Raw genomic sequence first — 22047 nt, 5'->3', positions numbered from 1 at the left:
GGAGCTCTCGTGTTCAAGAAGATCGCCCCCATCGCCGCGCTCGCCCTGGTCCTCACCGGAGGCGCCGGCGTCGCGGCCGCCTCGGAGGCCACCACCGCGGCGGCGAAGCCGAAGCTGTACGGCGCCTGCGTCTCCACCAAGTCGGGCGCGATGCGGCTGCTCGAGCCGAACCGGCTGAAGAGGTCCCAGCACGGCAAGTGCCGCTCGAGCGAGCGGAAGATCTACCTGCCTACCCGGGACGGCCTGCCGGTGATCCCGCCGCCGCCCGCCACCGTCGTCTACAAGCGCGTCACCGGCGTGGAGACCTGCGTCAGGACGACCGACGCGACGCTCACCTACGAGTGCAAGACCGCGCCGGCGCCGTCCCCGACCGCCACCCCGACGTCCTGACCCTCGAGGGTCAGGCGTCCTCGACCCTCGAGGGTCAACCCCCATCCCCGTCTCCCCTGGAGGCAACCGTGTCCCTGTCCGACTGGCTCGTGTCCTGGCTGCGCACCAACGTCGCCGCCTGGATTCCCACCGTGGCCGCCTCGCTCGCCTCGTACGGGGTCGACCTCCCGGTCGAACCCTCGAGTGTCGCCATCGTCTCCCTCGCCGTCTCCGGCTACTACACGCTGGTGCGGCTGCTGGAGGCGCGCTGGCCCGCGGTCGGCGTCCTGCTCGGCTGGAAAGCCGCCCCCACCTACGCTGCCGCACCGGCGGCAGCGCGCACGCCCGGCTACCATCCGGGCAATCACACCGGCCGGGACCTGACCGGCCTGTAGCGTGATTGTTGCCAGCAACTTGCACAAAACCGGCCCCCGTCTCCTCCCTCGTGGAGGTGGCGGGGGCCGGCCTTTCGTCGTGCTCGAGGATTTAGCGCAGCTTCCACTCGAGCGGCTCCATCCCGTCCGGCGCATACGTGACCGTGGAGAGCGGTGTGCCCTTCCGCACCTCGAACGGAATCCAGCCGCGCACACACCGCCCCTTCCGCACGCTGTGACCGTTCGGGTAGATCTCCTGCTCCCACCAGCTGTCATTCCAGCCGTCCAGGCTCTCGACGACCACGCCGCCGCGGCCGCCGAGAGTCCACGCCGAGATGCCGACCGCGGCCGGCCCGCCGTCGGTGACGCAGAGCTTGACGTCGACGGCCGCATACTCGAACGATCTCCGGGTGGGCAGCCCGGACACGACGGTCTTGAAGGGGCGCAGCATCCCATTCACGGTCACGGACAGCGTGTAGTCGTCGCCTGCGGTGGTTTGCGTCATACCCAGCCGCTTCCGATCCGCCTCCGGCGCGGCCTGGCTGACGGACGACGATGCGGCGGCCTCCGGCGGGTCGGCAGCCGCGGTGGTGCCGCTGCACGCGGCTGTGGCGGCCAGGAGGTAGGCGAGGAGTGCGCATCGCAGCATCGGTGTCTCCAGTCACCAGGGGAGGTTGAGCGTAGCCGTGAGACGCGTACGGGGCGGGTGTGGTTGACGGGATCGATATGTCCGGATCCGGACACGGGGTGGGTAGCGTGGTCGCGTGTGGTGCTCGGGGCGTGGGGAAGCGACCCGGGCACCACACCCGTGTAACCCGTGTCCCCGCAGGCCAACCCCCGTACAGAACCGTGCACCGATCCGTGGTGGTCACGTGTCCGACCCGTGGCGTGCACGGGTCCGATCACGGTTTCGTCGGCCACCCGAACACCAGCTCCGGCACCTCCAAGGTCCCGGCCTCGATCCGCTCCCGCGCGTCGGCCACGTCCTGCCGGAGATAGCCTCGGCCGCGCTCCTCACCGTCCCCCCACGCGTCGACCGGCGTGACGTCGAGCGGGGCGAGCAGCTGGGCGAGCCGGCGCGCGGTGAGCTCCCCGGCGCGGGGCGGCAGCTCGGCGAGGATCGTCTTCGTGTGCAGCCGGGCAGGGTTCCCGGCCCTCTCGAACACGTCCTCCACCGCGGCCAGGATGGGCGGGATCGGCGGGCCGAACCGCGTGGCCAGGTCCGCGAACACCGCGTCGTCATCCGGCGGCGGGGTCGGGCCCCCGCCTGATCCGGCCCGGGCGCCGACCAGATGCCCGCACCGCTCCCACGACCACCGGTCCGCGTACGCCCGCCCGGCCGCCCGTGCGGACAACTGGTCGAGGCCGGGCCGGAGCCCGGCCAGCTGCACGGCGAACGTCGGGATCTGCTCGTATTCGATCCTGTACGCCTTTGCGGGGAGCGGCAGCGAGCGGGGCCCGGCCTGCACGTACATACAGCCCGGATACTGCATCCTGGCCAGTGAGCTGGCTACCTCGTAGTTGTCGGGGAAAATCCTTTGAGCGTCAGCCACCGTGGCCACGCCGAGCCCGATCTTCGTTCCCAGCTGGGACTTGAGGTCGCCATCGCCGAACATCGTGACCGTGCCGCGCTGGCCCGCCAACAGGAGTTTGATCTCCTCGCTTCGGCCCTTCCGCACCAGCTCCTTGATTTTCCGCATCGTGCGCAGGTCGGCGGTCACGTCCGCAACCTCATCAATGATGATCACGATGCGGGGCAGGGCCGCGGACGCGGTGACCTTCTCCCCGCCAAGGTTGGCTTCGGAGCGGGCTTTCTGGATGGCCAAGGCGGCGTCCAACAGCAGATTCCACTCCGCCGGCCGGGTGGCCACCCAATCCAGCACCGGGCGTTCGCACCGTTCCTCCAGCCACGCCTGCAGCCACGGCGCGACCAGCCGGCCGCCCTTCGGGTCGATCACCCAGATCAGCGTGTCGACGCCCTCGCCGAGCTTCTTGATGATCGCGTTGATCAGGTTGGACTTGCCCGCGTCGGTGATGCCGACGATCATCCCGTGCTTGTCCACGTTCAACAGGCACAGCGATCCGTCCTCGTGCTGGCCCACATCGAACGGGTCCCCGCCCGGCCGCGCCGCCACCGCCTCCGGGATCGGCACCACCTCGGCGAGCACGTCCACAGTGTTTATGTGCATCACCACCTGGTGGGCGAGCTCGCCCTCGACGACGCGGATGGAGCCGCGGCGCAGCCCGGCCGCCACCTCGATTTTCCGGCAGGCGCGCTGCATCGCCGTCAGCTCGACCTTGCCGTCATCCGGCAGGTCCATGTACACCTTCAGGCCGGCGCGCGTCTCCTCCTGCCCGGTCTCGGCGAGGCCCTTGAAGCCGATGCGGCGCCACAACGCGACCCATTCGCCGTGCTGGCGCCGAACCTCCGCCTCCTCCATCTCGGCCAGCTCGCGCGCTTCCCGGCGCGCCCGGTACATCTGGACGCCGGGATAGATCGGCGCCAGCCCACCCGTGAGCACCGCCCACGCGGTGGTGGCCGTCGACGTCCACGGGGAGTCGACCACGGTGTAGATTAGCCAGCCGCCCGCGGCCAGGACGGCGGTGGCGGCGTAGGCGAGGGCGCCCGGGGTGGCCTGGCGGGCGGCGAGGCCGGCCACGGTGCCGGCCGTCAGCGCGCACGTCACCCACGCCACCTGCGGCCAGGAGATGGCGCCGTCGGCCAGGTTGAGGAGCCCGGCCGTCGCGTAGACGAGGAGCGCGGTGGCGAGCGGCCGAGTCCATGCGTGGTGGTTCACTGGCGGGAGTAGTCCATCTTCTCTTCGCCCGGCCGCGGGTTTTCCAGCCGTTCCAGGTCCTGCTCGTGCGCGGCCTGGAAGACGGAGCTGTTCTCGCGGGCGAACTCGATCGGGCCGCGCAGCATGGAGCGGAGTTCTTCGAGGTGGTCGATGACGAGCGGGTTGATCGGCTCGTCATCCTCGAAGCGCGCGTTCACACTGCCGAGGCTGTCGTAGACGGCTTCGAGGAGCACGTCGAGGGAGCCGACGAAGGTGGTGAAGTCCTGCATGCCGTTGAAGACGGCGCCGCCGATGTGGTCGTGGATCGCTTCGGCGGCGGCTTCGATGGTGGGGCTCACGGTGCCTCCAGGGGAGGTGGTGGGGGCGGCTGGGTGGTGGGGCGTGGTGGTGGGACGGGCGGCCCCGGCTGGGGTACGGCGGGGCCCGCCGGGGGCGCGGGTGAGGGTGCGGCCGGGCTGGTAGGTGCTGGGCGGGGCTTCCGCTTCTTCTGCTTCGGCGGCGCGGGCGACTGGGGTGGGGGCTTCCGGTTGAGCCACTTCATGACGGCCAGGAACACGGTCACCCCTTGCCGCCGCTTGCCCGCCGGGCCGCGGCCCCGGGCGCGCGCGCTGGTGCCCGGCTTGGTCTGGCGGCGGGCGGCAGCTGCTGGCCGCGGTTGCCGGGAGGAGGAGGTGCGGCGGCGGCCGGCTGATCGCGCGGTCCGGCCGGGCTGACGCGACCGTGACGCCGCTCCGCTGCGCCGGTCGGCGCGCGGCACCGACGCCTTCCGGCCGGTGCTTCCGCGTTTGCCCGCCCGGGCCCGGGCGGGCGGCTGCGGCGGGCGTGGCAGTCGGGGGCGGGCGCCTTGCCGCCAGCTCGACACGGCACCCACCAGGATGAGCAGTCCGACGGCGGCGCCGGCGGCCGCCCACGGGCTGAGGAGTGACCAGGCGGCGGTGAGGCCGACGATGGCGAGGATCACGGCGGGCAGGATGAGCGCTCGGCCGAGCGGCACCGGCTCGGCCGAGCGCGGCTTCGGCTCCCTGGTGTCGGGTTCGGGGTCGTCGCGGGCGGCCGGGTCCGGATCGGGGGCCATCAGCCTGATCCGTTCATCGAGGCGATCAACTCCCGCCCGCTCTCATCGCGGGCGTGGGCGGCGGCCCGTTCGGCGGCTTCCTCGCGGTCGGCGACCACGTCGGCGATCACGTAGCCCGCCTGCCGATCGGCGATCCCGAACGATCGGGCGATGCCCGCCCGGGTCGGCTTACCGCCAGCGTCGAGGATGAGGTGGACGGCGCAGGCCGCGAACCACTTCCGCACCTCGCGGTCCGTCTCCGGGTCGAGCGCGGGCGGCTCGGGCCGGTCGTTGTCGGCCGATCCGTCCTCGGTGTCCGAATCGGTGGAACGCTGTTCGGGCGCCTCTTCGGAGGTCTTCTCACCCCCGGCGGCGGGGTGTTTGGGCTGGTCACCCATGGCGTTCGGGAACAGGTGGCGCAGCACGTAGACGAGCAGGTGGGTGGCGCAGAAGATCGTGCCGATCACCAGCGCCGCTACCAACGCGACGACCGCCTTGGGGAGCGTCGGATCGCCTCCGGCCGCCTGATCCGGAGCGGTCAGGCCAAGCCCGTGAAGGAACTGCAGCAGTCCGCTGGCGGCCGTGAAGAAGGCGACGACCCCGAGCGCGTACCAGCGCGCCCACGGGTCGTGGCGGAGCACCACGGCGGCGATGATGGCCACCACGACGAGCCCGTCGACGCCGATCCACCACAGGCTCGCCGCGGTCGGGTCGATGTGCACGGCGAGGGCGGTGTCGCGGAGCGGGCCGAGGCTGACGCTCAACCCGACGACGACGATGACGAGCACAAGGAGGGCGAGCGCGACCACACCGGCGATCGCCCAACGGGAGCGATCCGCGGTGCGGGGGCGAGGCCCGCGCCGTGCGGCGCGGGCGGCCTTCCGACGATCCCGCCACGCGTTGACCCGGCGCTCCCGCGGCACCTTCACCGGCTCCTGGCCGGTGCCCTCCGGATCAGTGTCGGCGGGCTGGTCTGTGAGTTCGTCGTCGGTAGGTTCTGGCGCGGCCGGGGCCGCGATCGTAAGGTCGGTCATGGCGATGGACTCCTGGACAGTAGGGGTCTTGAGCTGGAAGAACCCCGCATCCGGTTGCAGCCGGGTGCGGGGCCTTCTTCGTTATGGACTTGTGGGGAGCCGTCCCCGGAGGGTGCCGGGCCAGGCTCTCCGCAGCGGGCGCCCAGGCGGTGGTCGGGCGGCGCGGAGCCCCTGCCGGGGACGGCGTCTGCACCCCCGCCCGGATCGATCCCTCCATGGCCTGCCCGGGCAGGGGCGTTGCGGGCCCGGCCCCCGTACTCGGAAGCCGGGCTGTCTCTGGTCAGCGCAGGCGTGGCCGCTTCCGCGCACGGTCGAGCTGCGCGCTGTATGCGGCCAGGTCGCGCTGGAAGCGGTTCTGCGCTGTCCACTGCCGGGCCAGGTCCTCGATGCTGCCGCCCGCATCCCGGATGGCGCACCGCAGCCAGTGGTTGAGGTCGTCCGGGTTGCCGCCGGCGTCGAGCGCCTGCTGGTGGACGCGCCGAATATCGTCCGGCGTGACGACGTCTTTGTGGTCCACCCACGACGGGTCATAGGTGACCTGGTCGGGCACGACCTGCTCGACCTGGTGACCGCCAGCACGCCTGGGGCACTGGGTGGAGCCGTTCTCGTCTGCCCAACCGTCCGCGGTGAGGTGCAGGTCGGCGCCGCACGCCAGGCATATGGCGCTGGTCATGACGTCCGCTTCCACGAGTAGGCGATGCGGAGCGCCGGCGCCTCGACCCGCTCCAGCCACTCGAACGTGTCCGCGGCGATGACCTCGCCAGTCGGCGTGTGGACGGCCCGCCAAGAGCCGTCGCCCAGCTGCTCGACGTCCCGGAATTCGGGGATTTCGTGCGCGGGCTTGCGGGGTTGGGGCGGGACGGGCGTGCCCGTAGGATCTGCCATGGGGTCGGACCTCCAGAGTCCGATCAAGGGCCTGGTCAGTCGTTTGCGCGCTGGCCGGGCCCGTTTGTGTTACGGGGTGCTGTCAGTGTGCCACGTCAAGGTGTTGTAAACCATACCCCGCCGTATTACAGGGCGTCATGGTGTACCTATGTTTGCCCAGGTACAGCCCACAATGCTGATCAGGTGGTGCACCCGAGCAGGAGCAAGTGGCGGCAGGCATATGCGGCCATCGTGGAGAAGATTCGCAACGGCGAGCTGGCCGCCGGCGACCGGGTGCCGACCGTGCACGAGCTCATGCAGGAGTTCTCCATGAGCAACACCGTCGCGCAGAAAGTGCACCGCGCGTTGCGCGAGGCCGGCCTGGTGGAGACGGAGCCGGGCACCGGCTCGTACGTGCTGCCGGGCGCCAGGGAGAAGCTCCAGGCGGCCGACGGTGACGACGGTGGCGAAGGGTAGGGGTGGCCGGTGCGGGTGGTGCCGCACCGGCCGTCCACCACCGTACCCGCGCTTATGCACGCTTATGCATGCTGTAGCACGCTGCAGCATGCTTATAGCCGCTGCAATGAGCTTAAGCATGCACTTCTAGCCTCGGGCCATGGTGGAGTTCCGGAACGGCGAACCGCAGTGGCGGCGGGACGTCGAAGTGTGGCGTCAAATATCGGCCGAAATCCGGAAGCGCATCAAAGAAGGTATTTATAAGCCTGGCCACATGCTTTCACAAAACGGTGTCGCGCAAGAATTCGGTGTCGCCCCTAATACGGTGCGGAAAGCATTCGCGGATTTGCGCGAGAAAGGACTCATCTACACCAGGCTCAGGCTCGGCAACTTCGTCGGCCCAGAACCGGAGGATGACGAGTAAACCGGGCGAACATCGGCTCTGACCTGCGGATACGTAGATCGCCGTTTAGCGTTCTGATTCGCTTCGTACGCTGCTTATGCCGGACCAGGTCAAACGGCTTGTCGTACGCTGCTTAAGGGGAGATAATCCGTAGTCAGATGCTCTATCCATTGAGCTACGGCCGCTCGCTGCTTAAGCAAGCATAGCGGGTTCCGGGCAGTACCTCGAACCGGATACGGCAATCTCGGGGTCGCGGGTTGGATCTTGGGAGGTGGACCCCGGTGGGGTGGGGGCCACCTCGTGACTACGCGTCCAATCTCTTCAGCAGGCGTTCGATCATGAGGCCCAGGTCGGCGAGTCTGTGATGGATGGAGTCGTGCTGGTCCCGGGTCTGCGAACGGAACTTGGCGAAGTGGTCGTTGGTCTGCCTTCTGAAGCCCCCGATCTCGTCGTTCAGGGCGGAGATGTCCTGGGCCAGCTCAGCTTGCAGGTCTTTGATGCGGATCTTCACCTCGGCGACGTCGATCGTCGCCGTCGTGACGTCGGCGTGTAGGTCCTCCATTGATGTGCAGTTCTGTGCCGGGAAGTTCATGCGCCGGCGTCGGGCCCTCGGGCGGCTGGGGGTTGCGCCGGTGGGACGCAGGGTTGCTTCGAGGGCGTCTACACGGAGTTTCAGCTTGCGAATCTCCGCCTCTATATCCACGTACGCCTACCTTCGCGGTAGTTGGAGGGGATCCCGGGCGCGGGGCAGCTGGGGTCCCACGTTCTGTGATCGCATGGTCGCAACCAGTGTGTCGCCGGGTGGGCCCGGGTTGGGTGTGGGTGGAGATTTGTTCGCCGAGGCGTAACAGAGCTGCCGGTGTTGAGGCTGGGCTCCACTTGGTGGGAGCCCTGGTGAGGTGGCCTTGGGAGGCGGTGTTCTGGTGGTTGTTGTGGCATTTCTGAGGGTGTTTCGGGGGCTGGGCGATGGTGCGGGGGTGTGGTTGGTGGGGTGGGGGTGAGCTGTGGTGAGGGAAGCCTGTGGATACATCGAAGGGTGTATCCACAGGCGGACTTCTGGAGGAGGGGGCGGGAGGCGGGAGGTGGTGGGATGGGTGCATGAAGCGGGTGGAGTTGTGGGCTGGGCTTGCCTTCGCGATGGGGGTGATGCTGATCGCGGGCGGGTCCTATATCGATCGCGGCGTGCCCGTGTGGGTGCTGGGCGTGCCGCTGGCTCTCACCTGTGCGGGGGTTCTGGTGCGGCGGCGGGCTCCGCTGGCCTCCTTGGGGCTCGGCGTGGTCGGGATCGTGATGGACGGGTTCGTGGGGCCGTCGTTGGGGACGGTGCTGGTTTTCACCGACAATCTGTACGCTGCGGCGCTTTATGGGCCGGCGCGATTCGCACGGGTGTTGCTCGGCGTCACCGCCGTGCTGGCCGTCGCGGGCGGGGCCGTGGCCGGGTTTCTCGCGGCGGACTGGCGCATGCTGGCCGTCATGGGGGTGCAGGCCGGGCTGGTGCTCATCACGCCTGTCATCACCGCCGCTGTCGTACGCGAGCAGCGGGACCGGGCCGCGGCCGAGCGGCTGCGCGCCGAGCAGGTCGCCCATCTCGCCGAGCTCGACAGGCAGGCTGCGATATCCGCCGAGCGTACGCGGATGGCCCGCGAGCTGCATGACATGATCGCCAACCACTTCAGCGCCATCGCCATACAGTCCACGGCCGCGCTCTCGCGCAAGGACCTTGATCGGGACGCCGTTCGGAAGATCATGGAGTCCGTGCGGGAGAACAGCGTCAAGGGGATGGCCGAGATGCGGGCCATGATCGGGCTGTTGCGGCAGGAGGGGGATGACGGCGAGAACGAGGCCACCCGCCCCCGGCTCGCGGATGCCGAGACCTTGGTCGAGAGGGTGAGACGGGCGGGGATGGTCGCGGACATGCGGGTGGAGGGGGAAGCGAGGGAGCTGCCCGCGGCCGTGGATCTCGCCGGGTACCGGATCGTGCAGGAGGCGCTCACCAACGCGCTCAAGCACGGGGAGTCGCCGGTCTCGGTGGTGGTCGGTTATGAGGACGACCGGGTTCTGGTGAACGTGGAGAACGCCCTTGGCGGACGAGGGCGTACGGAGTTGCCGGGCGCCGGGGCGGGGCTGATCGGGATGCGGGAGCGGGCCTCGTTGGTGGGTGGGATCTTCGACGCCGGAGAGGTTTGGAGAGGGGAGGGCGCCGCGACTGGTGGTGACACGGGTTCCTGGCGGGTGCTGGCGGTTCTTCCCACGGCTGTCGACGTGGCACTGACGCGGGCAGGGGCTGGTTCGGGCGCCGGGGGCGGATCGGGCGGCTCCGGGCGTGGATCCGGGGCCTGAGTTGTTGTCGTGGGCTGGGCTGGAGGTGATGACCGGTGGCCATCAGGGTGCTGGTAGCCGACGATCATGCGGCGGTCAGGGTCGGGATCGTGCTGATTCTGGACGGGGCGGACGACATCGAGGTCGTGGGCGAGGCCGGTGATGGGGAGGAGGCCGTGGCGATGGCTCGGAAACTGCGGCCTGATGTGGTGTTGATGGACGTACGAATGCCTCGGCTCGACGGGATTTCCGCCACTCGGGAATTGGCCGGAGTTTGTGACGTGCTGATACTCACCACGTTCGACGTCGATGAATATGTGTTCGGGGCGTTGCGGGCGGGGGCTGCGGGCTTTTTGTTGAAGAACACCGACGCCGAGTCATTGGTCGAGGCGGTTCGGGTGGTGGCTCGGGGGGATGGGCTCATCTCGCCAGGGGTCACGCGGAGGTTGATCTCGGCATTCGCGGAGCAGGCGTCGCCGGTGCGTCGGGACGCGGTGGGAGAATCGGCGGGGGGATCGGCTGGGGGATCGGCGGGGTTGACGCCTCGGGAGCGGGAGGTTCTGGCGTGTATCGGCCGTGGGTTGTCCAATGCTGAAATTGCCAGGGAGCTGGATATGGCCGAGGCGACGACCAAGACGCATGTCAGCCGGGTGCTGAACAAATTGGGGCTGCGGAGCCGGGTGCAGGCAGCGATTTACTATTCGGATTACTACTCGGATTAGGGATGCGGACTGGGGCCTTCGAGGGCTCTTGGGGGTGCAGGGGTACTGGGGATGGAGGGGCTTGGGGGCGTAAGGTTCGTGGCGTGAGCAGTTCGCCGCCTTCGCCTCCGTTGCCGCCCTCGCCGGGGTCTTCTGAGCCGCCTCGGCGGCCGGGAGTGGTCGTCGCGTTGGCGGTTGCGGGGGTCTTCGCGTACCTGGTCGTGAACGTGGTCGTCGGGCTTGTCGTTCTGAGTTTGGAGTCCAGCGTGGCGATCGGGGTGGGGGCCGGGGTTCTGGCGTTGTTGGGTGTCGGAGGCGGGCTGGTGCTCGTTCGGCTGCGGAAGTCGTGGTCGGTGGGGCTGGGGCTGGGGACGATGATCGGGTGGGGGCTCGCGTCGATCGTGTCGGCGGGCTATTGCACCGGGCTCAATCCCGGGATGTATACGTAGGTCTACTCGTACGACTTTGTGATGAAGGCGTTGATCGGATGGCAATTGCGGCGCCTAGTCTGATCATGACCAGGGGGTAGACCAAGCCGATGACCACACCACCACCGACGCCGCCCTCGTCGTCGTCGCCGTCCGAAGAGCCTGACGAGTCGGGGCAAGGGGCGGTGCCGGCCGGGGAGCCGGAGTTCCTGCCGCCTCCGGGTGGGGAGTCGGTGCCCAAGCCACCGCCTCCGACCGGGGGCTCCGTGGCCATGCCGCCTCCCGCTGGGGGGTCGGGTCCCATGGCGCCGCCTCCCACGGGGGAGCCGGTGCTCATGCCGCCGCCATCCGGGGTGCCGGGGCCTTTGTCGTCGCCGTCCCCGAGGGGAGGGGGTGGGTCGGGGGAGCGGGGTGACCGTCCCGGGCAGCCGGCGCACGTTTCGCCGCCCGGCCCTGGACGTCCGTCCTTCGCGCCGCCGGACCCCGGGCACGCGCCTCGGGGGCAGGTCTCGTCAGGACAGTTCCCGCCAGGGCAGGTGTCGGCAGGGCAGGTCCCGCCTGGGCAGGCGCCCCCAGGACAGCCGCCCTTCAGGCCGTACGGACAGGCGGGGTACGCGCCGCCGCCGCTCCCGCCCACCACCGCCGCCAACTCCACGGGCCTGTTGATCGGGATGCTGTTCGCCGGGCTGGCCATCTACAGCACCCTCAACGTCGTGGTCGGCTTCTTCATCTTCTTCGCCGCCATGGGCGAGGACGGCACCGCCTTCATGATCGTCGGCACGGTCCTGCTGGCCCTGTCCGGGCTCGGCGCGGGGATCGGGCTGTGCTTCGTCCGCAAGCCGTGGGCCAGAGGTCTCGGGCTGGGTCTCATGATCGGATGGGCGCTCTGGTCGATCCTGTCCGCCGGGTTCTGCACCGGCATCAACCCGGGCCTGTACGCCTGACATGCCCTACCACGAGATATTCGTCGGCCTCGGCGTATTCGTGGCCTCCATCGTCTTCGTACGCGAGGCCAGAAGCCGCGGGGCGCTCAACGAGCAGTCGCTGATCGCGGTGGCCGGAGCCCTGGTCGGCGGCGCGATCGGGATGCGGCTGGCGGGCTGGCTGGAGACGCTGGAGATCGAGAACCTCTGGCTGTACGGCTCCCGCAGCATCCTCGGCGGCCTGACCGGCGCGTACGTCGGAGTCCTGGTGGCGAAGAGGATCATCGGCTACAAGGAGCGCACCGGTGACCTGTTCGCCCCGGCGGTGGCGCTGGGCATGGCCGTGGGCCGGATCGGGTGCCATCTGACGGAGGCGCCGGGCCGGCCCACCGACCTGCCGTGGGGCGTGCACGCCCCGGCGACGGTCCCCGAATGCCCAGGCTGTCTCACCGGGCAGGCGATGCATCCGTCGTTCATCTACGAGATCATCTTCCAGCTCGCCGCGTTCGCCGCGCTCCTGTGGGCCCGCAAGCGGCTCACCCGGCCTGGCGAGCTGTTCACGCTCTACCTTGTCGCGTACGCCGCCTTCCGCTTCCTCGTCGAGTTCACCAGGGCCAACGAGACGGTCTGGCTCGACCTGACCAGGCCCCAGTGGTTCCTGATCCCGGGGTTGCTGCTGCTGGCCGTCAGGCTCGGGTACGGCTGGCGGCGCGGCTACTACGATGCCCTTTTCGAGCGGAAGGTCCTGACATGAGTGCAGGGATGGGTCTGCGGGGTGACCGCATCCTCAGGTACGTCAACGCGTTCTGCCCGAGCTGCCACGGCCGCGACCTCGACAAGGTCGAGCGGCTGAGCGGCTATCTGGCCGAGCGCGACGGACGGGTGTGGCTGGAACGCGGATGCCGCGAACACGGACTTATCCGCACGTTGTATGACGAAGACCCAGAAATCCTGAAATACCTGGAGGAGTGGACCGCCCCCACGAAGCAGCACGTACCCGATATTTCAGGGAACTTCGCCCCGATCCCCTCCGCCTACCTCCGCGGTCTCCCCGAACTCCAGACCCAGCACACCTGCATCCTCCTCGAGGACATCGCCGAGGCCTGCAACCTCCGCTGCCCCACCTGCTTCGCCGACAGCTCACCCGACCTGACCGGCATCGTCCCCCTCCCCGACATCCTGGCGAACGTCGACCAGCGCCTCCAGAGGGAGAACGGCAAGCTCGACGTCCTCATGCTGAGCGGCGGCGAGCCCACCCTCCACCCCGAGCTCAAGACCCTCCTCGCCGAGCTGAGCGCGCGCCCGGTCACCCGCATCCTGCTCAACACCAACGGCGTGCTGATCGCCAAGGACGACTCCCTGCTCGACCTCCTCACCGAGCACCGGGAGCGGGTGGAGGTCTACCTCCAGTACGACGGCTCGTCGGCCGAGGCGTCCAGGCACCACCGGGGCGGCGACCTGACCCGGATCAAGGCGCAGGCGGTGCGACGCCTGTCCGAGCGCGAGATCTTCACCACCCTCGTCATGACCGCCGCGCTGGGCGTGAACGACGGCGAGATCGGCGACGTCGTACGCCTCGCCCTCGACACCCCGTACGTCGGAGGCGTGTCCCTGCAACCCCAGTTCGGCTCGGGCAGGTCGGGCACCATCGACCCGATGGACCGCCTCACCCACACCGGCGTGCTCAAGCGCCTGGGCCCGCAGACGGACGGCCTGGTGACCTGGCGCGACCTGACCGCCCTGCCCTGCTCCCACCCCCACTGCTGCTCGGTCGGCTACCTCATCCGCGACGACGCCCGCCAGTGGCGCTCCCTCACCGAGCTGATCGGCCACGACCGGCTCAAGCAGAACCTCGGCCTGGTCTCCAACCGCATCGCCGACTCCGAGATCCCGCGCGAGCTGCGCCTGGCCGTACAGGAGTCCCTGCTCGGCCTGCTCTCCGAGCAGTCGTCGCTGTCGCATCCGCAGATCGGCGACGTGTGGCGGACCATCTGCGAGAACTGCGACCTCGGCGTCTCCACCCTCCTCACCCTCGCCTCGTCGGCCCTGCCCGGCCGGCGGAAGAAGCTGCGCAGGATGCTGGGGGAGCGAGTGGTGCGCATCACGGTCAAACCGTTCATGGACATCTCGACCATGATCGAGGAGCGGCTCACGCAGTGCTGCGTGCACGTGGGCACGCGGGCGGAGCAGGACCAGTGCGCGCCGTTCTGCGCGGTGCAGGCGTGGCCGCAGCTCTCCCGCCAGCGACTCTCGGCGGTGGCGGCGGTGAACCGGTGAGCGGTGGATCGGTGAGCGGTGACTCCGTGAGCGGTGACTCCGTGAGCGGTGAATCGACGAGCAGTGGCGCGGGGAGGCGCGAGCCGCGCGAGCCGTACGATCCGCTCCGGTTGTGCGTGTACGCGACCGTCGCGCTGCTGGCCTGGCTGCTCGGCCCGTGGGCGGTGCTGGGGTTCGCGGCGCTCGGGTTCGCGGGTTACTGGAAGGCGCGGCGAGCCGGGCTGACCCGGAGCAAGTGCCTGCTCAGGGACACCCGGCTCGTGCTGGCCTACCTCGGACTCATCGGCCTGGCGGCGCTCGCGGCGATCATTCTGTGATGGCCGCCAGGTTCAGGACGGTGTACTCCTTGCCGCCCCCGCGCGCCACGCCACGGCAGGCGCCTCGCTCGCACTGCTCGGAGTACTGCTGGTCGGCGTCCCAGTAGACCGTGGTGGGCGGCGCGGACGAGGACGCGCCCATCGCCACGAAACCGCCGCGCGCGCCGGCCGGTTTCTCGTGGATCCCGGCCGTCGCCCCGGTGGCCAGGTCGTACACGACTGAAATGGGCGAACGTTCCTGGGAGTAGACGTTGAACAGGGCGTACCGGTCACCGAGCAGCCAGCGGGCACCGAAGGGCCGGAACATGGCCGGCAGCGTCCGGCGTCCGGACCCGTCCAGCCGCTGCACGACCAGGCGGCCGCGCTGGATCGCCGCGCACCACTGCGCGTTGCACTGCGTCATCGACGCGCCCTCCGGGATCGCGACGTCCTGTGAGCGGCCGGTCTCGAGGTTGACGACCCGGGTCACGTTCGCGCCCGGCTCGTCACCGGCGCGGGCGACGGCCCAGGGCCAGGACGTGAGGTGGAGCCCGTCCGTGCCGGCCAGCCGCTCGGGGGTGCCGCCGCTCAGGGGTACGCGGTGGACGCCGCCCTTGCGCAGCGACCACACCAGGGAGTCGCCCGTGAGCCCGATCGCGTCGACGTCCGCCTTGACCTCGGCCACGCGCTCGGCCTCGCCGCCCGCCCTGGGCATGATCCAGAAGTCCGTCAGCCCGGCCGGGTCGCGGACGGTCTCGCCGTACCAGGCGATGTACCCGGCGTTCGCCGCGAAGAGCTGCGGATAGTAGCGCTTGCCCCCGGACGGGATCTCGCCGAGCACGCGCCTCCTGCCGGTCGCCGAGTCGTACACCTCCAGCCGCCCCGCCCGCTCGAACGCGCTGTTCGCCGCGAGCAGCACCTCGGTCGGGCCCAGCCCGATCACCGGGTACATCCGCCGGCTTTTGGAGTCCCTGGCCGGCATCTTGACGACCGCCCGCGGCCACAGCTCGGCGGCCGACTCGATCGTCACGGGAGCGGACGGCGTGACGGTCACCGCGGGCTCGGCCCGCCGCTCCTCGCCCGACAGCACCGCCGCCGTGCCACCCACGACGGCCACCACCGCCGCGGCGGCCAGCAGGACCCGCACCCGCTGCCTGGTACGCCGGGCGCGCCGCTGCCGCGCCACGCCGCCCGCCAGGTCCAGGGGCCGGGCCTGACCGGCGGCCGCCCGCAGGGTGCGTACGAGGTCGTCTTCGTTTCTCATCGCGCCTCCCGCAGCACAGGTGCCTGTCGCTTGATCCGGAGCTTGTCCAGGGCACGGGCCGCCTGGCTGCGCACCGTTCCGCGGGAGACGCCGAGGATGTCGGCGATCTCCTGGTCCGGCAGGTCCTCGTAGTAGCGCAGCACGAGCACGGCCCGCTGCTTGCGGGGCAACTCCTGGAGCTCGGCCCAGAGGTCGGCGTCGCCGTACCGGTCGTGCTCGCCGCGCTCGGGTACGGCGGCGACCAGGTCCTCCCGGCGGCGCCGGCGCCATGCCTTGATGTGCAGCCTGACCATGGTCGTGCGGACGTACCCCTCGGGGTCGTGCTTCTTGCGCACGCGGGGCCAGGCGTCACCCAGACGGGCCAGAGCCTCCTGTACGAGGTCGGCCGCGTCCTCGGAATTGCCGGACAGCACGTAGCCGTACCGGAGAAGCGCGTCGCCCCGGGTCCGGACGAGCTCGTCGAAATCCTCCACGAACCCAGGGATCGCGTAACGGGGGTATCTGTTGCACGCCTATTCGGCGGGGACGTACAGGCTGAGCGTCTCGGCGATGCAGGCCGGCCGCTTCTCGCCCTCGATCTCGATCGTCATCTTCAGGCTGGACAGGTAGCCGGCGGGGGTGCCCTTGACGTCGGTGAGCTCGCCCAGGGCCCTGATCCGCGCGCCGACGGGGACCGGCCTGGGGAAGCGGACCTTGTTGAGCCCGTAGTTGACGCCCATCGCGATGTTCTCCACCTTGACCAGGGAGAACATGAACGCCGGCAGCAACGACAGGGTCAGGTATCCGTGGGCGATCGTGCCGCCGAAGGGCCCGTCCTTGGCCCGCTCCACGTCCACGTGGATCCACTGATGGTCATCGGTGGCGTCGGCGAAGAGGTTGACCTGGTCCTGAGTGACCGTGCGCCACTCGGTCGGCCCGAACTTCTCGCCGACGGCCGCCTTGAGCTCCTGAACATTCTCGAACGTCCGCATGGGCGAACGCTATTGCCCGGCCCGGACGGCTGCCAAGTTAGGGGTGCCCCGCAGGGTGCCAACGGGCCCGCGTCCTCTGTTGCGAAGATCTTTACTCGAAACCATCGCATAGGTGTTCGAGTCCGCGCTACAGTTCTAGGTACCGCAATCGAACAGAGGTTCGGCCTGGTGAGAGGGGGTGTGTCCGATGACGGTGCTCGCGCCCGCCCCTGCTCGGACACGCCGTAGCACTTTCTTCCCAAATCTAAGACGGCCGCTATATCCGGCAATAAAGTCCGAGAGCGTGGACCCTGTGCGAAACCCCTACGCTCCCGGCGCCGGACAGCGCCCGCCGGAGCTCGCCGGGCGTGATCGCGAGCTGCAGCAGTTCGAGGTCGTGCTGGAGCGGGTCGCCCGCGGCCGTCCCGAGCGCAGCATGGTCGTGACCGGCCTGCGGGGCGTCGGCAAGACCGTTCTGCTCAACACGTTCAAGTCCATGGCCATGCAGCGGCTGTGGGGCACGGGCAAGATCGAGGCCCGGCCCGACCAGTCGATCAGGCGGCCCGTGGCGGCGGCCCTGCACATGGCGATCCGCGAGCTGGCCCCGCGGCACCGCGCGCCCGAGCGCATCGAGGAGTTCCTCGGGGTGCTCAAGGCGTTCGCGATGCGCGATCCGGCCGCGGCCAAGGGCACCTCGCACTGGTCGCCCGGGATCGAGGTGCCGGCCAGTCGCGGGCGCGCCGACTCGGGCGACCTCGAGATCGACCTCACCGAGCTGTTCGTCGACGCGGCGAGCGTGGCCACCGACCTGGCGGTGGGCATCGCCCTGTTCATCGACGAGATGCAGGACGTGCAGGCCGCCGACGTCTCCGCGCTCTGCGCCGCCTGCCACGAGCTGTCGCAGTCGGGCGGGCCGCTGATCGTGGTGGGTGCCGGGCTGCCGCACCTGCCGAGCGTGCTGTCGGCCAGCAAGAGCTATTCCGAGCGGCTCTTCCGCTACGCGCGCATCGACAAGCTCGACCGGGAGGCGGCCGACCTGGCGCTGATCCTGCCGGCGCGCGAGGAAGAGGTGGAGTTCACCCAGGAGGCGCTCGACGCCCTCTACGAGGCGGCCGACGGCTACCCCTACTTCGTGCAGGCGTACGGCAAGGTCGCCTGGGACCTGGCCCCGCGCAGCCCGATCACCATCGAAGACGTCAAGGTCTCCGCCCCGGAGGCCGAGGAGGAGCTCGCGGTCGGGTTCTTCGGCAGCCGCTACGAGCGGGCCACCCCGGCCGAGCGCGACTACATGCACGCCATGGCGCAGATCGGCGACGAGCCGGTCGCGACCGCCGAGGTGGCCGACGCCCTCGGGCGAAAGCCGTCCAGCCTCTCGCCCGCCCGCGACAGCCTCATCAAGAAAGGGCTCATCTACAGCGCCGAGCGCGGCCTGATCGCGTTCACGGTGCCGCACTTCGGGAAGTTCCTGCGCGCTCAACCGATCTGAGCGGCGCCCCTAGACCTCTATTGGGCTGTCTAGTGGGGAAGCTAGACAGCCCAATAGAGCTATATCGTCATGCCTGTCGAGGGAAATCTAGGGCTCTCTAGCGTCAGGCCGATACTGGCGTATATTCCGGCAGAGAGCCGCTGTCCGCCGCGCTGACCACGGCCACCCGCACCGCCGGGCGCCGGCCGCTCAGATAGACGGCGAAGACCACGTCGTCATCGTCGTGGTTGCGGAAGGCGAAGAAACGCCAGCACAGCTCGCGCCAGGTGTCGTACGGCTCGGCCGAGACGAGCTCGCCCCGGTGCGCCCGCCAGATGCCGCTCGACCTGAGCCGGGCGAGGGTGACGGACTCGGCGGGGCCGCGGCGCTGCTCGCAGGGGGCGCGGTAGCGTACGCGGTCGATCAGCTCCTCGATCTCCGGCGACAACATCGCGAGCACGACCACCCCGGCGGCCGTGAACCACGACGGCCGGGTCGCGGCCACCCAGCCCGCCACCGGCGTCCACACCGCCATCCCGGCCATCCCGGTCAGCGCCACCGTCCGGCCGATCGAGCGCAACCCGACCGGCGCCGAGCTCACCTCGCCGAAGCAGCCGCACCCCGCGTCGGGCCGCCGCCTGCGCAGCTCCAGCAGCACGTACGTGGACAGCGCGAAGAACGCGACCGTGCCCCACCGGAAGAGCGGATGCGTCGTGAGCAGCAGTCCCGAGGCCAGCACCAGCTCGCCGGCCGCGCAGACCAGCAGCGCGGGGACCTGCATGCGCCCGGGCACCAGCACCGCGGGCCCCAGCCTGGACAGCGACCCCGGCTCGCGCCCCGAGCCGACGGCGAGCACCTTCGCCGCCGTGCCGAGGAGGAGCATCATGACCAGGAGCGGGAGCTGCGATTCCAGCACGGGCCTACCCCAATCCGATCTGCGCGTTGAAGCAGCCTTTGACGAGGTCACCGCCGAGCTCGACGTACGAGGGCGGCGACAGCTCCGCGATCCGCCCGCGCGGCGAGGTGTCGCACTCGACGCAGCGGTCGCAGAAGCGCCCGGCCATGCAGCCGCACGCCACCACCGGGACGTTGGCGGAGCGGTTCGTGCACACGTTCCTGACCTGGAGCAACGACCCGACCGCGAGGTACGGCAGGCCCGCGCACGACACGCCCGTCCGGGGGCAGCCGGTGTCAGAGCGTTCCAGCATGGGGTAGGCCGCGCCCCGCTCTTCCTCGTCGAACATGTCCGACCAGGTGGCCGTGCCGGAGATGCGCGACTGCATGCCCGCGTACACCGGGGGCGGTGGCGGCACGGAGCGCGCCGGGTAAGGGGGCTGGGAGGTGGCGGGCAGCAGGGCCAGGCTCGCGCCGTCCTGCCTGAGGCCGATGGCGTCGAAGAGGTAGCCGGGTTCGAACTTGGGATGGCGTACCTGGAGCCGTCCCGAGGCCCGGTAGGGGATGACGACCGTACGGTGGCCGCGGTGGGGGCCGCAGTCGAGCTCGACCGTCAGGTCCTTGCGGCCTGCTACGGAGAGGATCGTCCCGGTGATGCGGGTGGTGTCGGCCCAGATCCGTTCGACCACGCGGCCCTCGCGCAGGGCGCGCATCAGCACCATGGAGCCCACGGGCAGGTCGGCGGGGGCGGCCTCGGCGCCGTGCCAGGCGGTGGCCCAGGGCGCGATCACGAGGCGCTCCTCGACGCCGTCGGGGGTCTCGATGATGATCAGGTGCGGGCTGACGTCCAGAACCTCACCGACGACCGCGCGTAAGGGGTCGCCGTTGGCGGGGTCGGGGCCGGGAACGCCGCCCTCGCGGCCGAGCGCGGCCGCGGCGAGCACCCGGCGGCGCTCAACGCTCGGATACCCCATCCGCCCTCCCTCGCCCTTATCGGGTACTAGATTCACACGACTTGGGAGCGGCTCACACCGTAGTGGCCCAGATGGGAGCAAAATACGCATCCCCGGGGAGGGAGTTCATCTCCGGCGGCGTACAAACCGCCACCGACCTTGACGGACCTTTATCCACGGCGGGCCGAAACCTGAATTGTGGTTCCGGCCTAAACGGGCATCAGGCTGCGATTCTGGCCACGATGCAGACCACCAGTTGGGAAGACGAGTTCCGCGAGTACGTCATGGCGCGCGGCCCCGCCCTGCTGCGCGCGGCCCACCAGCTCACCGGGCATCCGCTGGACGCGGAGGACCTGCTGCAGAACGCGCTGACCAAGACGTACCTGGCCTGGGACCGGATCGAGGACCGGGGCGCGCTGGACGGGTACGTCCGCCGCGCCATGGTCAACATCAACATCTCGCAGTGGCGGCGGCGCAAGCTGGAGGAGTACCCGTCGGACGAGTTGCCGGAGCCGGTCGCCCACGAAGCGGTGGCGGTCTCGGAGGTCCACGAGGCGCTCGAACAGGCCCTGCGGGAACTGCCCGAACGCATGCGGGCCGCGATCGTCCTGCGCTATTACGAGGACATGACCGAGCCGGAGATCGCCAAGACGCTGGGGATCAGCGTGGGGACGGTCAAGAGCACGGTCTCGCGCGGGATGGCCAAGCTCAGGACCGCACTGGGGCTTCCGACGACTCGCTGACCGCGCCGGCCTCGGTGGCCCCGGCCGTGGCGCAGGGGCGTACGACGTCTCTGATCTTGCGCAGGGTCTTCAGGAACGCCTCCAGCTCGGCCGCCTCCAGCAGGCCGGTGAGGCACTCGTCGATGTCCCGCAGGTGCTGCGGCAGCACGGACTCCAGCCGCTCGCGCCCGGGGTCGGTGAGTGCCGCGTACGACGCCCGCCGGTCGCTCGCACACGCCTCCCTCTTCACCAGCCCCTCACGTTCGAGCCGATCGACGACCCTGGTCATCCCGCTCGTGGACAGCCCGGTCTGCGCGGCCAGGTCGCTCATGCGCAACCGCTGCCCGGGGGAACGTGCCAATCGGATGACGGTCTCGAAGTCGATCTCGGACAACCCCGCCGCCGTCAGCACCGGCGCGAACCGGCCCATCAATCCGGCGTGCACCTCGCTCAGCAGCCCGACGGCCGTCAGGCGGGAGTCGTCAAAGTTCATCACGCTCACACCCTAGCGGACGATAGTTGACGTGCGGAATATTCCTCGTGTAGAAATTTGTTGCCGCAGACATCCGCACCGCAAGCTTTCTGAGGAGAACCCCGATGAGCACCCGTACCTGGGAGTCCCTGACCATCCCGGCCGCCGGCACGTACAACCTGGACGTAGCGCACACCCGCATCGGCTTCGTCGTCAAGCACATGATGGTCAGCAAGGTCCGCGGCCACTTCGACAGCTTCAACGGCTCCGTCACGATCGCGGAGAACCCGCTCGAGTCCACCGCCGAGCTCACCATCCAGACCGACAGCATCAGCACCGGCATGCCGGACCGCGACGGCCACCTGCGCAGCGACGACTTCCTGTCGACGGAGAAGTTCCCGCAGATCACCTTCAAGAGCACCCGCGTGGTGGGCCACTCCGGCGACGAGTTCACCGTCGTGGGCGACCTGACCATCCGCGACGTCACCAAGCAGGTCGAGCTCACGGTCGAGTACGGCGGCGCCGGCACGAACCCCTGGGGCCAGGCCGTCTGGGGCTTCTCGATCAGCACGGAGTTCGACCGTGAGGAGTTCGGCCTGACCTGGAACCAGGCGCTGGAGGCCGGCGGCGTGCTCGTGGGCAAGAAGATCAAGATCGAGATCGAGGGCGAGGCCAACCCGGCCGCCTGACCCGTCCACCGCTTCACGCCCGGGTTATCCACAGCCCTGAAGCCCGCCCCAACTCTGGGCGGGCTTCATCCACAGGCAGTTACCCACAGGCTGTTGATAACTCTTGGTGAAGGCTGGCGGGGCAATCGCTTTGCCGCCTCGCCAGAAGGCCGGTACGCTGTGCTGAGCCGCGGTGGCTTCCAGGAGGATTCGCCTAGTCAGGTCTATGGCGCCGCACTGCTAATGCGGTTTGGGTTTACCGCCCATCCGGGGTTCAAATCCCCGATCCTCCGCAGGTAGGAGCCCTGCCCCGTGATCACGGGGCAGGGCTCTCTGATCTTGGTTTACCCGCTGCCGGACCAT

At 69.7% G+C, this 22047-nt stretch carries 28 protein-coding genes and 1 tRNA gene; 15 read left to right on the top strand and 14 right to left on the bottom strand.

The window, feature by feature from the left end; all coding sequences use genetic code 11:
• The first annotated feature begins 9 nt into the window (after window positions 1–9).
• Complete coding sequence (locus ACBJ59_RS12090) at window positions 10–390, top strand: hypothetical protein (protein ID WP_375110250.1); 381 nt, start codon at window positions 10–12, stop codon at window positions 388–390.
• 68 nt (window positions 391–458) lie between these two features.
• A complete protein-coding gene (locus ACBJ59_RS12085) occupies window positions 459–764 on the top strand; it encodes a hypothetical protein (protein WP_375110249.1) in 306 nt (101 codons plus the stop codon).
• Between the two features lie 91 nt (window positions 765–855).
• Here ACBJ59_RS12085 and ACBJ59_RS12080 read toward each other — a convergent pair whose 3' ends face one another.
• The 7 genes from ACBJ59_RS12080 to ACBJ59_RS12050 form a co-directional block, all read right to left on the bottom strand.
• A complete protein-coding gene (locus ACBJ59_RS12080; RefSeq protein WP_375110248.1) occupies window positions 856–1392 on the bottom strand; it encodes a hypothetical protein in 537 nt (178 codons plus the stop codon).
• A gap of 253 nt (window positions 1393–1645) precedes the next feature.
• On the bottom strand, window positions 1646–3541 hold the full coding sequence (locus ACBJ59_RS12075; protein WP_375110247.1) for a hypothetical protein: 1896 nt from the start codon (window positions 3539–3541) through the stop codon (window positions 1646–1648).
• The gene (locus ACBJ59_RS12070; RefSeq protein ID WP_375110246.1) at window positions 3538–3879 is read right to left on the bottom strand and encodes a hypothetical protein; all 342 of its coding nucleotides are present in this window, start codon (window positions 3877–3879) and stop codon (window positions 3538–3540) included. Before ACBJ59_RS12070 ends, ACBJ59_RS12075 begins: the two co-directional genes overlap by 4 nt.
• Window positions 3876–4616: a hypothetical protein gene (locus ACBJ59_RS12065; protein ID WP_375110245.1), complete on the bottom strand. Its 741-nt coding sequence runs from the start codon at window positions 4614–4616 to the stop codon at window positions 3876–3878. The genes ACBJ59_RS12070 and ACBJ59_RS12065 overlap by 4 nt, the downstream gene beginning before the upstream one ends.
• Window positions 4616–5629, bottom strand: a complete 1014-nt coding sequence (locus tag ACBJ59_RS12060; protein ID WP_375110244.1) for a hypothetical protein — start codon at window positions 5627–5629, stop codon at window positions 4616–4618. The genes ACBJ59_RS12065 and ACBJ59_RS12060 overlap by 1 nt, the downstream gene beginning before the upstream one ends.
• A 280-nt stretch (window positions 5630–5909) precedes the next feature.
• Window positions 5910–6302 carry a hypothetical protein gene (locus ACBJ59_RS12055; protein WP_375110243.1) on the bottom strand — a complete coding sequence of 131 codons (393 nt, stop codon included), beginning with the start codon at window positions 6300–6302 and terminating at the stop codon, window positions 5910–5912.
• Window positions 6299–6514, bottom strand: a complete 216-nt coding sequence (locus ACBJ59_RS12050) for a hypothetical protein (protein WP_375110242.1) — start codon at window positions 6512–6514, stop codon at window positions 6299–6301. Before ACBJ59_RS12050 ends, ACBJ59_RS12055 begins: the two co-directional genes overlap by 4 nt.
• A gap of 183 nt (window positions 6515–6697) precedes the next feature.
• Here ACBJ59_RS12050 and ACBJ59_RS12045 point away from each other — a divergent pair, with 183 nt between their 5' ends.
• Complete coding sequence (locus ACBJ59_RS12045) at window positions 6698–6970, top strand: winged helix-turn-helix domain-containing protein (RefSeq protein WP_375110241.1); 273 nt, start codon at window positions 6698–6700, stop codon at window positions 6968–6970.
• A gap of 139 nt (window positions 6971–7109) precedes the next feature.
• Window positions 7110–7373, top strand: a complete 264-nt coding sequence (locus ACBJ59_RS12040) for a GntR family transcriptional regulator (RefSeq protein ID WP_375110240.1) — start codon at window positions 7110–7112, stop codon at window positions 7371–7373.
• Window positions 7374–7656: 283 nt separating this feature from the next.
• Here the strand turns inward: ACBJ59_RS12040 and ACBJ59_RS12035 are convergent, their stop codons facing one another.
• Window positions 7657–8055, bottom strand: coding sequence for a hypothetical protein (locus ACBJ59_RS12035; RefSeq protein ID WP_375110239.1), 399 nt, complete (start codon window positions 8053–8055; stop codon window positions 7657–7659).
• A 395-nt stretch (window positions 8056–8450) separates the two neighbouring features.
• Here ACBJ59_RS12035 and ACBJ59_RS12030 point away from each other — a divergent pair, with 395 nt between their 5' ends.
• From ACBJ59_RS12030 to ACBJ59_RS12000, 7 genes are all read left to right on the top strand, one after another.
• Window positions 8451–9692, top strand: coding sequence for a sensor histidine kinase (locus tag ACBJ59_RS12030; protein WP_375110238.1), 1242 nt, complete (start codon window positions 8451–8453; stop codon window positions 9690–9692).
• A gap of 35 nt (window positions 9693–9727) precedes the next feature.
• Entirely contained in the window at window positions 9728–10393 is a 666-nt protein-coding gene (locus tag ACBJ59_RS12025) for a response regulator (RefSeq protein WP_375110237.1), read from the top strand.
• Between the two features lie 200 nt (window positions 10394–10593).
• On the top strand, window positions 10594–10821 hold the full coding sequence (locus tag ACBJ59_RS12020; RefSeq protein WP_375110236.1) for a hypothetical protein: 228 nt from the start codon (window positions 10594–10596) through the stop codon (window positions 10819–10821).
• A gap of 515 nt (window positions 10822–11336) precedes the next feature.
• Window positions 11337–11744, top strand: a complete 408-nt coding sequence (locus ACBJ59_RS12015) for a hypothetical protein (protein ID WP_375110235.1) — start codon at window positions 11337–11339, stop codon at window positions 11742–11744.
• Window position 11745: 1 nt separating this feature from the next.
• Window positions 11746–12477: a prolipoprotein diacylglyceryl transferase gene (locus ACBJ59_RS12010; protein ID WP_375110234.1), complete on the top strand. Its 732-nt coding sequence runs from the start codon at window positions 11746–11748 to the stop codon at window positions 12475–12477.
• Window positions 12474–14000 carry a radical SAM protein gene (locus ACBJ59_RS12005; RefSeq protein ID WP_375110233.1) on the top strand — a complete coding sequence of 509 codons (1527 nt, stop codon included), beginning with the start codon at window positions 12474–12476 and terminating at the stop codon, window positions 13998–14000. Before ACBJ59_RS12010 ends, ACBJ59_RS12005 begins: the two co-directional genes overlap by 4 nt.
• A gap of 41 nt (window positions 14001–14041) precedes the next feature.
• A complete protein-coding gene (locus ACBJ59_RS12000; protein ID WP_375110232.1) occupies window positions 14042–14317 on the top strand; it encodes a hypothetical protein in 276 nt (91 codons plus the stop codon).
• Here the strand turns inward: ACBJ59_RS12000 and ACBJ59_RS11995 are convergent.
• The 3 genes from ACBJ59_RS11995 to ACBJ59_RS11985 are packed head-to-tail and all read right to left on the bottom strand — an operon-like array spanning window position 14307 to window position 16531.
• Window positions 14307–15560 (bottom strand): hypothetical protein, encoded by a 1254-nt coding sequence (locus tag ACBJ59_RS11995; RefSeq protein WP_375110231.1) that lies wholly within the window; start codon window positions 15558–15560, stop codon window positions 14307–14309. The genes ACBJ59_RS12000 and ACBJ59_RS11995 overlap by 11 nt on opposite strands.
• Window positions 15557–16033, bottom strand: coding sequence for a SigE family RNA polymerase sigma factor (locus tag ACBJ59_RS11990; protein WP_375110230.1), 477 nt, complete (start codon window positions 16031–16033; stop codon window positions 15557–15559). Before ACBJ59_RS11990 ends, ACBJ59_RS11995 begins: the two co-directional genes overlap by 4 nt.
• Window positions 16034–16072: 39 nt before the next feature.
• Entirely contained in the window at window positions 16073–16531 is a 459-nt protein-coding gene (locus tag ACBJ59_RS11985; protein ID WP_364111236.1) for a MaoC family dehydratase, read from the bottom strand.
• A 283-nt stretch (window positions 16532–16814) separates the two neighbouring features.
• Here ACBJ59_RS11985 and ACBJ59_RS11980 point away from each other — a divergent pair, with 283 nt between their 5' ends.
• A complete protein-coding gene (locus ACBJ59_RS11980) occupies window positions 16815–17996 on the top strand; it encodes an ATP-binding protein (RefSeq protein WP_364111234.1) in 1182 nt (393 codons plus the stop codon).
• Between the two features lie 103 nt (window positions 17997–18099).
• On the opposite strand, the gene ACBJ59_RS11975 is transcribed toward ACBJ59_RS11980, so the two are convergent.
• Complete coding sequence (locus ACBJ59_RS11975) at window positions 18100–18891, bottom strand: MauE/DoxX family redox-associated membrane protein (protein ID WP_375110229.1); 792 nt, start codon at window positions 18889–18891, stop codon at window positions 18100–18102.
• Window positions 18892–18895: 4 nt separating this feature from the next.
• The gene (locus ACBJ59_RS11970; protein ID WP_375110228.1) at window positions 18896–19843 is read right to left on the bottom strand and encodes a hypothetical protein; all 948 of its coding nucleotides are present in this window, start codon (window positions 19841–19843) and stop codon (window positions 18896–18898) included.
• A 221-nt stretch (window positions 19844–20064) separates the two neighbouring features.
• Here ACBJ59_RS11970 and ACBJ59_RS11965 point away from each other — a divergent pair, with 221 nt between their 5' ends.
• Window positions 20065–20565, top strand: coding sequence for a SigE family RNA polymerase sigma factor (locus ACBJ59_RS11965; protein ID WP_364111228.1), 501 nt, complete (start codon window positions 20065–20067; stop codon window positions 20563–20565).
• Here ACBJ59_RS11965 and ACBJ59_RS11960 read toward each other — a convergent pair.
• Window positions 20531–21037, bottom strand: coding sequence for a MarR family winged helix-turn-helix transcriptional regulator (locus ACBJ59_RS11960; protein WP_375110926.1), 507 nt, complete (start codon window positions 21035–21037; stop codon window positions 20531–20533). The two genes, ACBJ59_RS11965 and ACBJ59_RS11960, sit on opposite strands and share 35 nt — an antisense overlap.
• 104 nt (window positions 21038–21141) lie before the next feature.
• Between ACBJ59_RS11960 and ACBJ59_RS11955 the strand changes: the two genes are divergently transcribed.
• Window positions 21142–21705: a YceI family protein gene (locus ACBJ59_RS11955; protein WP_375110227.1), complete on the top strand. Its 564-nt coding sequence runs from the start codon at window positions 21142–21144 to the stop codon at window positions 21703–21705.
• A gap of 182 nt (window positions 21706–21887) precedes the next feature.
• Window positions 21888–21977, top strand: a tRNA-Ser gene (locus ACBJ59_RS11950).
• Window positions 21978–22047: the final 70 nt, after the last annotated feature.

This window comes from Nonomuraea sp. MTCD27 (assembly GCF_041950495.1).
Classification (GTDB): Bacteria; Actinomycetota; Actinomycetes; order Streptosporangiales; family Streptosporangiaceae; genus Nonomuraea.
Note: the sequence above shows the minus strand (reverse complement) of the source record. Positions and strands in the feature narration are given on the sequence as shown.

Bases quoted from the DNA above. Each gene is read 5' to 3' on its own strand.
- ACBJ59_RS11965 (WP_364111228.1), top strand. From the start codon at position 20,065: ATGCAGACCACCAGTTGGGAAGACGAGTTCCGCGAGTACGTCATGGCG.
- ACBJ59_RS11960 (WP_375110926.1), bottom strand. From the start codon at position 21,037: ATGAACTTTGACGACTCCCGCCTGACGGCCGTCGGGCTGCTGAGCGAG.
- ACBJ59_RS12050 (WP_375110242.1), bottom strand. From the start codon at position 6,514: ATGGCAGATCCTACGGGCACGCCCGTCCCGCCCCAACCCCGCAAGCCC.
- ACBJ59_RS12065 (WP_375110245.1), bottom strand. From the start codon at position 4,616: ATGGCCCCCGATCCGGACCCGGCCGCCCGCGACGACCCCGAACCCGAC.
- ACBJ59_RS12010 (WP_375110234.1), top strand. From the start codon at position 11,746: ATGCCCTACCACGAGATATTCGTCGGCCTCGGCGTATTCGTGGCCTCC.
- ACBJ59_RS11985 (WP_364111236.1), bottom strand. From the start codon at position 16,531: ATGCGGACGTTCGAGAATGTTCAGGAGCTCAAGGCGGCCGTCGGCGAG.
- ACBJ59_RS12030 (WP_375110238.1), top strand. From the start codon at position 8,451: ATGAAGCGGGTGGAGTTGTGGGCTGGGCTTGCCTTCGCGATGGGGGTG.
- ACBJ59_RS12055 (WP_375110243.1), bottom strand. From the start codon at position 6,302: ATGACCAGCGCCATATGCCTGGCGTGCGGCGCCGACCTGCACCTCACC.
- ACBJ59_RS12060 (WP_375110244.1), bottom strand. From the start codon at position 5,629: ATGACCGACCTTACGATCGCGGCCCCGGCCGCGCCAGAACCTACCGAC.
- ACBJ59_RS11970 (WP_375110228.1), bottom strand. From the start codon at position 19,843: ATGGGGTATCCGAGCGTTGAGCGCCGCCGGGTGCTCGCCGCGGCCGCG.
- ACBJ59_RS12005 (WP_375110233.1), top strand. From the start codon at position 12,474: ATGAGTGCAGGGATGGGTCTGCGGGGTGACCGCATCCTCAGGTACGTC.
- ACBJ59_RS12080 (WP_375110248.1), bottom strand. From the start codon at position 1,392: ATGCTGCGATGCGCACTCCTCGCCTACCTCCTGGCCGCCACAGCCGCG.
- ACBJ59_RS11955 (WP_375110227.1), top strand. From the start codon at position 21,142: ATGAGCACCCGTACCTGGGAGTCCCTGACCATCCCGGCCGCCGGCACG.
- ACBJ59_RS12040 (WP_375110240.1), top strand. From the start codon at position 7,110: ATGGTGGAGTTCCGGAACGGCGAACCGCAGTGGCGGCGGGACGTCGAA.
- ACBJ59_RS11995 (WP_375110231.1), bottom strand. From the start codon at position 15,560: ATGAGAAACGAAGACGACCTCGTACGCACCCTGCGGGCGGCCGCCGGT.